The organism is Gemmatimonas groenlandica (assembly GCF_013004105.1).
Lineage (GTDB): Bacteria > Gemmatimonadota > Gemmatimonadetes > Gemmatimonadales > Gemmatimonadaceae > Gemmatimonas > Gemmatimonas groenlandica.
The window spans coordinates 4267817-4279265 of the sequence record NZ_CP053085.1 but is presented as its reverse complement, the minus strand read 5'-3'; the positions used below and the strand labels follow the sequence as shown (position 1 = coordinate 4279265).

Annotated in this window: 10 protein-coding genes; all 10 read right to left on the bottom strand. The window is 68.5% G+C overall.

Annotation, left to right across the window (positions count from 1 at the left end; genetic code table 11):
- Positions 1-5 precede the first annotated feature (5 nt).
- A complete protein-coding gene (locus HKW67_RS18380; RefSeq protein ID WP_171226769.1) occupies positions 6-935 on the bottom strand; it encodes a hypothetical protein in 930 nt (309 codons plus the stop codon).
- A 70-nt stretch (positions 936-1005) separates the two neighbouring features.
- Positions 1006-2202, bottom strand: a complete 1197-nt coding sequence (locus HKW67_RS18375) for a flippase (RefSeq protein WP_171226768.1) — start codon at positions 2200-2202, stop codon at positions 1006-1008.
- Between the two features lie 47 nt (positions 2203-2249).
- Complete coding sequence (locus tag HKW67_RS18370) at positions 2250-3041, bottom strand: polysaccharide deacetylase family protein (RefSeq protein WP_171226767.1); 792 nt, start codon at positions 3039-3041, stop codon at positions 2250-2252.
- Positions 3038-4267, bottom strand: a complete 1230-nt coding sequence (locus tag HKW67_RS18365) for a glycosyltransferase (RefSeq protein WP_171226766.1) — start codon at positions 4265-4267, stop codon at positions 3038-3040. Before HKW67_RS18365 ends, HKW67_RS18370 begins: the two co-directional genes overlap by 4 nt.
- Positions 4264-5454, bottom strand: coding sequence for a glycosyltransferase family 4 protein (locus HKW67_RS18360; protein WP_171226765.1), 1191 nt, complete (start codon positions 5452-5454; stop codon positions 4264-4266). Before HKW67_RS18360 ends, HKW67_RS18365 begins: the two co-directional genes overlap by 4 nt.
- A 109-nt stretch (positions 5455-5563) precedes the next feature.
- On the bottom strand, positions 5564-6532 hold the full coding sequence (locus tag HKW67_RS18355) for a glycosyltransferase family protein (RefSeq protein ID WP_171226764.1): 969 nt from the start codon (positions 6530-6532) through the stop codon (positions 5564-5566).
- Positions 6525-7463, bottom strand: coding sequence for a glycosyltransferase family protein (locus HKW67_RS18350; RefSeq protein WP_171226763.1), 939 nt, complete (start codon positions 7461-7463; stop codon positions 6525-6527). Before HKW67_RS18350 ends, HKW67_RS18355 begins: the two co-directional genes overlap by 8 nt.
- Positions 7464-7470: 7 nt before the next feature.
- The gene (locus HKW67_RS18345; protein ID WP_171226762.1) at positions 7471-8517 is read right to left on the bottom strand and encodes a Gfo/Idh/MocA family protein; all 1047 of its coding nucleotides are present in this window, start codon (positions 8515-8517) and stop codon (positions 7471-7473) included.
- A 6-nt stretch (positions 8518-8523) separates the two neighbouring features.
- Positions 8524-9618: a Gfo/Idh/MocA family protein gene (locus HKW67_RS18340; RefSeq protein ID WP_171226761.1), complete on the bottom strand. Its 1095-nt coding sequence runs from the start codon at positions 9616-9618 to the stop codon at positions 8524-8526.
- A gap of 30 nt (positions 9619-9648) precedes the next feature.
- Positions 9649-11442: a glycosyltransferase family 39 protein gene (locus tag HKW67_RS18335; RefSeq protein WP_171226760.1), complete on the bottom strand. Its 1794-nt coding sequence runs from the start codon at positions 11440-11442 to the stop codon at positions 9649-9651.
- Positions 11443-11449 lie beyond the last annotated feature (7 nt).

Here is an 11449-nt window from a genome sequence, read left to right as displayed (position 1 = left end):
ATGGCCTATAGCGTAAGGGCACGACTGAGCGTCGTGCCGAAGGTCAGGAACGTCGCGCGGCTTTCACCGGTGAACAAGCGACCGACAGCCGCGTCGATCACGATGGAACGCGAGAGCTGGGTCCGCACGCCCACTTCGCCGGTCCAGTCGACCGGACGACCGATACTGCGATATTTCTGTCCGAACACGTCGGCCATGAGCAGCGTGGAGCGCAGCGGTAGCGACTTGTCGACCGCCATGCCGAACAGCCAGCGATCGTGCGTGCGCGTCGCGCCGGGGGCGGCGGCGCTCAGCAACGTCGAGGGCATACAGGCGAAACGCACGGTCATCGCCAGTTCGGTCGGCGCCACACTGCAGGCGCCGTGAATGGGCGGGAGGATCTTTTCGAAGCCGACCGGCGTGCGCACGTTGAAGGTGCCGTAGGCGCCGTTGAAATGGATGCGTCCCACCGGAAACGAGCGCGTCATCATGCCACGCACGGAGTACGTGGGCGGCAACGCCGCCGGACCGGTGGGCACGAACAGCTCAGTGCCGAGCCCCACGCTCGGCAAGTGCAGCGATTCGATGCGGAGCTGATGCTCGAAGCCGATGCCGACTCCCGCGACGCCGGCGCGCGGTCGCAGCGCCCGTTCGTTGAAGAAGACCGGCGAGCGCACGGACACTTCGGTGCGAGGGAGCAACCCGTACGTCAGACGCGGCTCCAGCTGCAGGCGATAGCGCCCCTGCGACAGCTGCTCGACGCGTCCATTGCCAAGATTCAGTTCGAGCGACTTGCGCGCAGTAGGCGTCGCATCGCCGATGCGGACCGGACGCCCCGAATCGATGTTCCGATAGTCCACCTGAGCGTGCGCAGCCCGGGCTCCGGGAAGCAAGGCGCCGACAAGCAGCACCGCCGGCAGTACCGACGACGTCATCACGTTGTGAATCCTGGGCATGCTCGTTGGAAAATGGTCAGTCCACCGGGTCGTCGTCCCCAAGTATAGAGGAAGCTTCATCTATTGTCACTCAGGACGCGCCCCGGCGACGGAAGTCAGCGCGCGTGGCCCAGCTGCCGAGCGCCAGCACCGCCAGTTCACCCCCGAGGGTACCCAGCGCCGCCCCCTCGATCCCGGCGATAGGGATCAGCGCCAGCTTCAACGTCACGTGAGCGCCCGTCGACAGCATCGTATTGCGCAAATCCACCCGCTGGCGGTTGGTGGCCAGCAGCATATAGCGGAAATGGTTGTTCACCACATTTACGAGTGCTGCCGCACCCAGAATGCGGAGCGCCATCGCCGCGCCGGCGAAGGAGGGTGAGAAGAGGAGGCCGAGTGCCCACGGCGCCAACACCGCCACGCCAACCGCTCCCGCCAGCGCCAGCGGCATCACGCGGGCCAGCGATCCGAGCGCTTCCGCGCGGAACGCGGCCGGCGATTCGGCCGCCCGTCGCGAGAGGCGCGGAAAGAGAATAGTGAAGTACACGGCGCTCAGTCCCATCATCAGCCCAAACAGGCGCCAGGCGCCGTTATACCAGCCGATCTGGGCGTCGCCGACCAACAGCAGGCGCAACAGTACGAGATCGGAGCCCAGGGCGACGGTTCGCAGCAGCCACGACGCGCCGATCGGCGCCGACTCGCGCAGCACACGCCCCCACTCCGCCACCGGCCATGGCGCCACCAGTCGTTCGGCACGCCCCCGCAGCCACCGGAAGAGTCCCACCGCCACCAGCGCTTCAGCTGCCACCTGTGCCATCGGAAGGCTCCACAGCGGCCCGCCTGTCCGCGTGATAAGCAACACGCCCAGGAAGTACAGCGCACCGATGGAAAGATTCGCTGTGGCCAACACTCGGGTCTGTTGCAGCGCCTGCGGCACCCACGTGAGCGACAGCGCACCGGTGAAGACCGTAAGACCGAACAGCGCCACCAACGGCAGGATCGGACGCAGCGCCGGCAGCGCCCAGCACACCACCAGCAGGACCGTGTACGCCGCCAGCCCCAAGGCACCACGCATCGCCATCACGGAGCTCGCCGTCGCGCCGATCTGGTCGGGATGACGCGCCCCGTGACGCACCGCGAACACATCGAGCCCGCAGGTACTCGCCTGCAGCGCGTAGGTGACCACCGTCGTCGCCACGCCGATCTGGCCGAACGCTTCGTCTGCGAAGGCGCGTACGATCAGCAACGTGCCCAGAAAAGCGAGGCCCCGCGACGCGACATCGGCCAACGCGAGCGAGCTGAACCTGATGAGCGTCGACGACGGCGCGCGCGTACTCAGCGACCGATCCCCCGGTGCACCACTGCATCGAGCAGTGGGGCCACCGCGCGCACGGCGCGGGCCGCCGCGCGCACCCGCAGATACCAGTCGCCGGCACGATGCCCGAACAGCGGAAAGACCGACGGACTCCGCCAGTAGTACATCTCCACCCGCGGCAGCCCGTACCGATCGTCGGTGGCCGCCGCCACCCGCAACTGCGTACCGACCGCCGCGCGGTAGTGTTGTGCGACCGTCGCGCGCACGGCCGCGTTCGAGTGACCGAACGGATACGCGAACGACGTGACCGATACACCGAGCGTCGACTCCAACGCCTCGCGACAGACCACGACCTCCGCGGACCACGCTGACGGCGAGAGCGTGTCGAGTCGGACGTGAGTGGCCGTGTGGGCGCCGATTTCACAGCCCGCCGCGATACACTCGGCCAGTCCGCTGCGCGACAACAGCGGCAAGCGGGGAATGCCAGGCGCTTGGCCCGGCCAGTCGTTCACACCGCCCAGCTTTCCGCTCACCGCAAAGATCGTCGCGCGGAACTGCAGCGCCGAAAGTACCGGCAGCGCGTGCGGCAACAGATTCTCGGTGGCGTCGTCGAATGTGAGCACCACGGTGTTCGGCGCCACCGGCTCGGCGCGGTCCCACGCATCGAGCAGTTCGCGCAACGCGATCACCCGGTACCCACGGCGCGCCATCAGCTCCATCTGCGCGCGAAACACTCCCGGTGACGTCGAGATCACCGACCCCGAGTCGTCCAACGAGTGATACGTGAGAATCGGGACCGCCGCGTCGGTCACGGCCGCCTCGCGGCGCGCGTCTCCAGATGCGACTCCACCAGCGCCTCGTAGCGCGCGAGATGCACCTCGATCGTCCACTCGCGCTGCGCGAACGCCCGACCGGCATCGCCGAACGCGGCGCGGACCTCGGGCTCGAGCCGCATCCGTTCCATGGCGGCGCGGCACTCGGCAAGCGTCTCGAACGTAAGCCCACCACCCGAAATCTCGAGCAGCTCCTGCACCGCACCGATACGCCGCCCGATCACCGGCGTGCCGTAGGCCATCGCCTCGGCCGCGCTCAGCGCGAAGGTTTCATAACACAACGACGGCACCAGCAGGGCGATCGCCTGCTGGATGTAGCTGTCGAGTGCCGACGGATGCACGGTGTCGAGGAAGTGCACGTGCGGCATCGATTGCGCGGCGGCGCGCAATGACGCTTCGCTCTCGCCCGAACCCACGATGAGCAGGTCGGCGTCGCGATAGGTCGAAAAGATCGTGAGCAGATCCTGCACGCCCTTCAGTCGCTCGAGTCGACCGACATACAGGAAATACGGCCGCACCGACGGCGACGACACCGCCAGTTCGGCATCCGTCGGCACCGGCACGAAGTGCGGCAGCAGCGTGAGCGGCTTGGTGATGCCATCACTCGCGTGCCGGTCGCGCGCGAACCGGCTGGGCGTGAGGACCGCATCGACCGACTCCAGACTGTCCGCCAGCTGCGAGGTGGCGCGCCACCACTGCGGTGGACGATGGCTGCGCAGCGTGCAGCTGAGACACGCCCGCGACGTGCACGCCTCGCGATCGTTCTTGAACAGCACGTGCGTGGGACACACGAGCCAGTACTCGTGCGTAGTGTAGAACTTCACCGCCGTACCCATGCGCAAGATCGAGGGCGCGCCCATGAGCGACACGTTGTGGTAGTGAATCACATCGTACGCGTTCGCGGCGAAGTGCGCTTCGAGCTGTGCCGCGTACGGCAGCGGATGTCCCGACTGATGCACCTGGAGCGCCGACCAGCGCGGGTGCGCCGACTGCAGGCCGATACGACGTACGTTGGGATGGTCAGTGAACGCCACCGACGGTTCGGCGTCCACCTTCGCGCGATACGCGTCGATGGAGTGAATCACATCCACCCGATGCCCGCGCGCGGCCAGCGCCTCGGCCAGCCGGTACACGAACACGCCGTCTCCGCCGAAGTGATACGGCGGATAGAACGTGGTGACGAAGCAGAAGCGACGCGGTGTCATGCGGCCGCTCCCGATGGCGCGACGACACGCTCCAGCAACTGCGCCATGCGCTCCGCCCCGCGGCGCCACGAATAGGCATCCGCGCGCTGCAATCCCTTGGCACGCATCATGGCGCGCAGGTCTTCATTGCCGAGCACGCGCGAGAGCGCCTGCGTCATGTCGGGCGCGGAGTCCGGATCGAAGAGCACACCGGCATCGCCCACGATTTCCGGCAGCGAGAAGCGGTTGCTCACCGCCACCGGGACACCGCACGCCATGGCCTCGAGCACGGGCAACCCGAATCCCTCGCTGAACGACGGCAACACCAGCACCGTGGACGCGCGATAGAGTGCCGCGAGCTGGTCGTCTGGCACGAAGCCGGTGAACGTGACGCGGCCGGCAAGACCAGGCGCACGCGCCTGTGCCTGCAACGCGTGCGCGCAGGTGAGGAATGTGTCGTTCGCCACGTCCCCAACGATGGCCAGATGCCAAGGCGATAGCGAAGGCGGCAGCGCGGCGACCGCGCGCAGCAGGCCGTCGATGTTCTTGTGCGGGCTCAATCCGCCCACGTACAGCAACAGGGCGCCCTCCGACGGCAGCCCGTATTGCGCGCGCACGTTTGTGGCTTCGGCGGCGGAGTCGGAGACGGGCTGAAAGATCGGATCGGCCCCTTCGCTGACCACATCGATCTCGCCGACCGGCATGCCGAACACGTGGGCGATCTGGGCGCGGGCATTCTCCGACACGGTTACGATGCGCCGCGACTGCCGGCGGGCGAGGTGCGATTTGATCGTCCACAGCAGCCGTGGCACGGCGCGCGGGAAGATCAACGCCGGATGCATCTCGGCCGTGGCATCGTGAAACACCGTGACCACCGGGGTCCGCCCGAACACGGGCACGTACGAGAACGAGGTGGGAAAGAGAAAGACGTCCACGTCGAGCGCACCGATCGCGCGCCCCATGCGCAACAGATCGGCCGGCCGACGGGAGCCATCGGCCGACGCCGCCGTGGCCTGACGTTCGGAGGTCTGCACCACGTGCAGATGGGTCCGCGCCGGGAAGGACGCATCGCGCGCCATCGTGCTATCCACCACCAGCGTGAAGTCGTGTTGCGGACACGCGTTCACCATGGCCTGCACGAGCCCGCGCGTAAAGCGACCGTAGCCACGACGGTTCACCCAGGTACAGGCGTCGATGCCGATCTTCATGCGCGTCGCGCCACGTCACGCGTGTGACGCTCGGCGTCGAGGAGCGCGAGACACTGCCGCAACAGCGCCTCGCTGCCCCACGCGGCAACCACTACCAACCCGCCGGTCATCAGCACACCCTCGCCATGGCACCGCCGTCTCCGAACCAGGCACCGGTGACCTCGCCGAGTCCCCACGCGCTCACGAACAGCGCGAGTAGCGGCAGGGAGTGCAGCAGCTCCCGGCGGTGGGCGCCACTCCGCCACACGCGCGACGTGATGCGGGCGTAGAGCAGCACGGGCAGCGCCATCGCCGCCGCACCGTACGCGAGCCGAGACGGCATCGACGACGAGCGCACGCGATCGGCGGCGTACGCCCGCGCGTACAGGAATCGCTGTTCACTGTATTCGCTGACGGTGTAGTGCTTCTTGTGCCCCACCACGATGTCCGGGCGGTTCCAAAGCACGATGCCGCGCCGACGCAGCTCGTCGTGCAGCACGTTCTCCCACCGCCCGGCGTGCACGACCTCAGCGCACTCCTGCAGCGCGGTGCGGGCATAGGCCGTGTTGTTACCCATCAACCACTCGGCGGGGCCAGCGGGGCGCGGCGTGAGCACGTGACTGTATTCGCAGAAAAATGCGGCCCAGTCCACCGTGCTATCCGTGGCCGCGTTCACCAACACGCCACCCACCACCCGCACATCGCCGCGGCACGCGTCGACGATCTGCTGCGCCCACTGCTCCGGCACGATCACATGATCCTCAATCACGGCGACCGTGGGTGCGGTGGCCATGTCGATCGCCAGGGCCCGCATGTGTGGGATCGTCGTGGTACCCGCCACCGGCAACAGGCGGACCGAGGGGAAGCGCTGCGACACGTGGGTGCGCACCGCACTACCGCACCGCTCAGGCACGAGGACCTCGAGCCGCGTGCGTGTGCGCGACTCGGCCCGCTCGAGCGCCGACAAGCAGGCGACGAGATCCGACCAGCCATTCACCGACGGCACGACTACCGACAGCATCGGCGGCGGCCGGTTGCTCTCGGTGTGGTGCGCGGTTTCCGTCCCGGTCGCAGGCGCGATTGGCGTCACGTCACTCATGCGCGAACGTTACCTGATTGCCGCGCCCGACGGCGGCGCGCCACGCACCGACTGCCTCTCCCGCGGCCCAGGCGATCGTGAGCCGCACGACGGCCGGGAGGGCCCGCCGAATCCGACCATGATCAACACCCGCGGCGCGTGCCCGGCGGGCGATGCGCGCCGCCAGCACCAGCGGCACGAGCGGCGCGGCCAGCACGATCCGGATCGCCGACTGACCATGCCGGTCGACCCGGCTGCTGCCGAACGAGACGGCATGCGCGAAGCGTTGTGCCCGAAGCGCACGCAGGTCGACGACGCCCTGCGCGGTGGCTCGTGCCGCCGGGACCATCAGCAGCTGCTTGCCCGCGCGCGCGAACCGCCGATGGAATTCGACCTCCCAGAACCCGTCGCGCAGCAGGTCCTCATGCTCCACGAGATGCGCGCGCAGATAGGCGGCATTGTCGCCGGGGATATCGTGGGCCGACATCACGCGGGGCCAGCGTCCGGGCAGGAATGCACTGAAGCGGACCAGCGTGGCGGCGTCGGCGTCCGACGCGACGGCTGGCAGGTCGACCGGTCCACCCGCGCCAATCACCCCGGCATCGACGCCGCCGTTGATCGCCTCCAGCAGCGCACCGGCCCACGTGATGCTGACACGCATCTGCGACGTGGTAAAAGCCACCACGCGTCCGCTGGCGGCACGCAGGCCGAGGCCCCAGTTCACGGGCGTGAGCGCACCAGGCGCGACGGTGACCAAGCGCGCCGACGGAAGTGCGCCCGGCAGGGGGAGCCCCTGCGCGTTCGCGGCCACCACGATCACCTCGTGCGTGAGGCCGCCGGTCACCCCGGCGACACTCTGCGCGATTGCGCTGAGGGCGGCGGCGAGCGAACCGTCGCGCAGGGCATCGTCGTGGGAGACGGCCAGCACGATGCTCAGCGCCGGCGCGGTCACGAATGACTCACGGAGCGGTCCAGCCGCTGAGCGCAATCAGCCGGTCGCGCGCACGGGCCACGTCGAGCAGAGTGCGCGGCGAAATGGGCACGTCGCCGCGGCCCGCGAAGGCGAGATACGCCCGATGCACGAGCGCCTGCAGCCCCGGATACGCTGACTCGGCGCGCAGTCCGCGCCGTGCCAGATTCGCCGAAGCCGCCACCATCGAGCGGCCAGCCACGCGAAACGGACGCGCCGCCTTTGAAGCGCGGGTCACCGCGCCGGTGTCGATCACCGAGTAGCCGTGGAACAGATCGACCACCGCCGAGGCCGTGGTGCCGAACACCCGCAGTTCCGCGCACGTCGGCCGCGCCGACATGGAGATGAGGTACGCGATCGACGCGGTGTTCGCGTGTGCGGTGATGCGCCATTCACCGGGGCTCACGCGCGTGACCTGCCACGGCAAACCGTTGAGCGACGCATCGCCATGCGAGGCATCGCCATGCGAGGCATCGCCGTGCGACGTCGGCAACAGCACCTGCGTCAGGGACAGACAGTGCGGCAGAATCTCCGCCACGACATCGTCGGCGTCGCGCGGGCCGCTGGCGCCAGCGGATGCTATCGTGAGTTCGACGTGGACGATGGTGCCCAGCGCGTCGTGCTTCGCCAGCAGATCGCCCACTCCCTGCTGGAACGGAAACTGATGCACCGGCACCAGATGACGGCCGCGGGCGGCCGCGAGCGCACAGAGCGCCTCCGCTTCGGGTGCCGTGGCCGTGAGCGGCTTCTCACCGATCACATGACAGTCGGCGTGCAAGGCCGCTTCGATCACTGCACGGTGCGTGGGCAGCGGCGTGCACACGTGCACCACCGTGGGCGTCGTGGCCTGCAGCGCCGAGGCCACGTCCGCGAACACTGGCACGCGGCCAGAGGTGCCAGCGAGTGCGCTGGCACGCAATGGATCGGGGTCGACCACACCCACCACTACCCCGCCGCTCGCCGTGATGGCGTGCGCATGAGCACGACCCATCAGGCCGGCTCCGACGATCAGCGCGCCGATCGGTGCGTGACTCATCGCGACTTACCCGAGATGCACATCGCGCAACTCCGCAATCAGAGCGTCGTCGATCGCGACCCGCTGCCCGATCGCGGCCGAGTGGTACGCCGCGGCGATGACCGTCATCACGTCGCGGCCCACCTCACCGCTGGCCGGTGGCTCGGTGCCATCGCGGAACGCCGCGAGCGAGCGCTCGAACACGTATCGCGTCGCCACCATTCTCGGGTCCTTCGGGTTGCGCGCCAGCATGGAGCGCGTGGTGCCCACTTCCTGCCAGGCGATGCCGGCGATGCCGTATTCCACACGAACATGCGGGCGCGTGCTGCGAAACAATCCGGCGGAAATGCGGGCACGGCCGCCGAATGACGCGCGTAGTGACGCGCGGTCGGTGTCGGCGCGCACCTCGAAGTATTGCGTTTCCCCTTTGGCCAGGCGGTTCTGCGTGACCGTGGCCAGACGCCCACGACTGAACTCCATGGTGAGCAGTGCCACGGCATCTGACTCGCCCTCGCGCACGCCGCAGGTAGAGGTCCATGCCTGCACCGCGCGCGGACGCTCCCCGAACAGCGCCATGAGGAAATCGACGAGGTGCACACCAGCCTCGTACAGCGTGCGCTGCCGCATGCCGCCGCGCCAGCCGGGTTCGGCCCACGGCGGCAGATCCATCTGTTGCCACACCTGCGCGAAATTGAGCCCCCCCGTGGCGCCGCTGCTCACGGCATCACGCACGGCCTTGAACACCGGCATCTCACGGAACTCGTGATTGAGCGCAATGCGACGACCAGCCGCACGAGCCGCCGCCAAGACCATGTCCGCCTGCGCGATACTCGACACGAACGGCTTCTCGCACAGGACGTGCGCGCCCGCGCTGAACGACTGCAGGCAGAGCGCCGCGTGCGACCCCGGCGGCGTGCCGATGCACACCACGTCGGGGCGCGCGGTGGCGAACATCTCCTCAACACTCGCGAAGACCGGCACACGGAATGTCGTCTTCGCCTGATCGCGACGGGTGGTGTCGAGATCCACCGCGCCCACGACGTCGATGTCGCGCATCGCAGCCAGCGCCGGCAGATGCAGCGTGGCCCCGGCGTTGCCCAATCCGATGACGGCGACTTTCACCACGACCGTCCGTTCACGATGCCTGCGCAGTCATGGCGCGCTGCCCGATGTGGCGGCAGCGTCCCGTTCGCGCCACACGCTGATCCCGCCGTCGCCGACGGTGCCGTCGAACGTCTGTTGCAGCGTCCAGCCGGAGCGCACGCGCGCGTTCAGTTCCGGGAGGTCCATCTGCAACGCTCGTTCAAAGGTGACAACCAACCACACTCGTCCGGCACCGCGCCGTGCCAGGGCACTATCGAGCGCGGGCACGGTGCGCACGAATCGGTATCGCTGCTCGAGAGGCGCACCGGCGCGCGCGCCGTAGTACCGCATCCCCAGTTCGGCGAGATACACCACCACCACGCGGTCGTCGGGCTTTCGCTCCCGCTCCACGTAGGCCAACGCCGCGCGATACGGCTGCTTGGGTGTCGCATAATACCGCGCCAAGGAAGCGGCCGACAACATGGCCAGCAGCGCCACGGCGGCGCCGCCGACCAGGGCGGCCCGCTTCGGCCGCGATCGCCAGATCCAGCCGGCACCGTCGTCGATCGCCACCACGGCCGTGAGCACCGCTAGCGGAAGCCAGAGCAGAAAGAAGCGCGGCGAGATCGTGAGGCCGCGCACCAGCAGAAAGGCGAGCGTGAGGAGACCCGGCAGCGCGAGGCCGAGGGCCAGCACCCACGCCCGCTTCAGGACCGCCAGCGCGCCGGCCCCAGCCACCAGCAGGAACGGCACTGCCGCCAGCAGCGCACCGGCGCCGATGCCGCCCGACCCGAACCCCGCACTCACGCCGCGCAGCACTTCGCGCACGAACTCCCACGAAAAGAGCAGAAAGCCAGTGCTCTGCGTTTTGTAGACGTTCGTAATCACCACGTACACTTCGGGCATGGCGACCGCATACAGTTCGGCGCTCAGAAACCCGGCGATCGAGCATACCACCAGGACGCGACGCAATAGCGGCATCGCCGGGCCGCCCGCCCGGTAGACGCGCCACACGACCGCCAGAGCCACCAACCCCTGCGCGGCCAGCACGAACGCCGTATTGAGCAGCGCGGCAAAGCCCAGCACGGTGGCCGCCACATACAACAGCCAGTCGCGCAGGCGATCGTCGCGCAGTCCATTCACCAAGGCCCGCGTGCTGAGCAGCGCCAGACACAGGTAGGCAGTGTAGCCGCGGGCATTCTGCGAGAAGAACAGATGGTGATACGACACCGCCAGCAACAGCGCCGCCCCCAGAGAGGCGCGCCGCGAGAGGGCCAGTCGCGCGCACCAGTACAGCGCCGGCACACCGGCCACGCCGAACGCGACGGCCGGCAAGCGCACCGACCACGCCTGTTCGCCGAACAGCGCGATCATCTCCTTCAGGAGCAGCGTGTTCAACAGGTGATTGTTCGACCGCAGGTAGCTGCCGACGATCTGCGGTACCGACAGCGACGCGTAGTCGAGGATCGGCGAGATTTCGTCGAGCCAGAGATCACGGTCGAGGTGATACAGGCGCAGCGCCAAGGCGAGCAGCGTGATGACCGTGAGACCGATGGCCCCCGCCCGCGGCGTGAGGTCGCCCGGTTCATCGCGCGCCGCATGACCCGCCAGTCGTGAAGTCGCCGCCAGTCGCACGAACCGCCAGTCGAAGGCGACCACCATCAACATCACCGCGGCCTGTACCAGCAGCACGACGCGCAGCAACGTCACCCCACTGATGGGCGGCGGGGGTAGTTCTGCCTGTCGCGGCAGCGCGTCATACCACGCATGCGGCATCAGCGCTGCCGTCAATGCGACGCCGATCGCGGTAACCAGCAGCAGCCAACGCGACCGCGGCCACGCCTGCCGTGTCGCGTCGGTCACCGGGCGC

Excerpts from the sequence above, each read along its gene's own strand:
- HKW67_RS18380 (WP_171226769.1), bottom strand. The coding sequence starts at position 935 with ATGCCCAGGATTCACAACGTGATGACGTCGTCGGTACTGCCGGCGGTG.
- HKW67_RS18365 (WP_171226766.1), bottom strand. The coding sequence starts at position 4,267 with ATGACACCGCGTCGCTTCTGCTTCGTCACCACGTTCTATCCGCCGTAT.
- HKW67_RS18360 (WP_171226765.1), bottom strand. The coding sequence starts at position 5,454 with ATGAAGATCGGCATCGACGCCTGTACCTGGGTGAACCGTCGTGGCTAC.
- HKW67_RS18355 (WP_171226764.1), bottom strand. The coding sequence starts at position 6,532 with ATGAGTGACGTGACGCCAATCGCGCCTGCGACCGGGACGGAAACCGCG.
- HKW67_RS18345 (WP_171226762.1), bottom strand. The coding sequence starts at position 8,517 with ATGAGTCACGCACCGATCGGCGCGCTGATCGTCGGAGCCGGCCTGATG.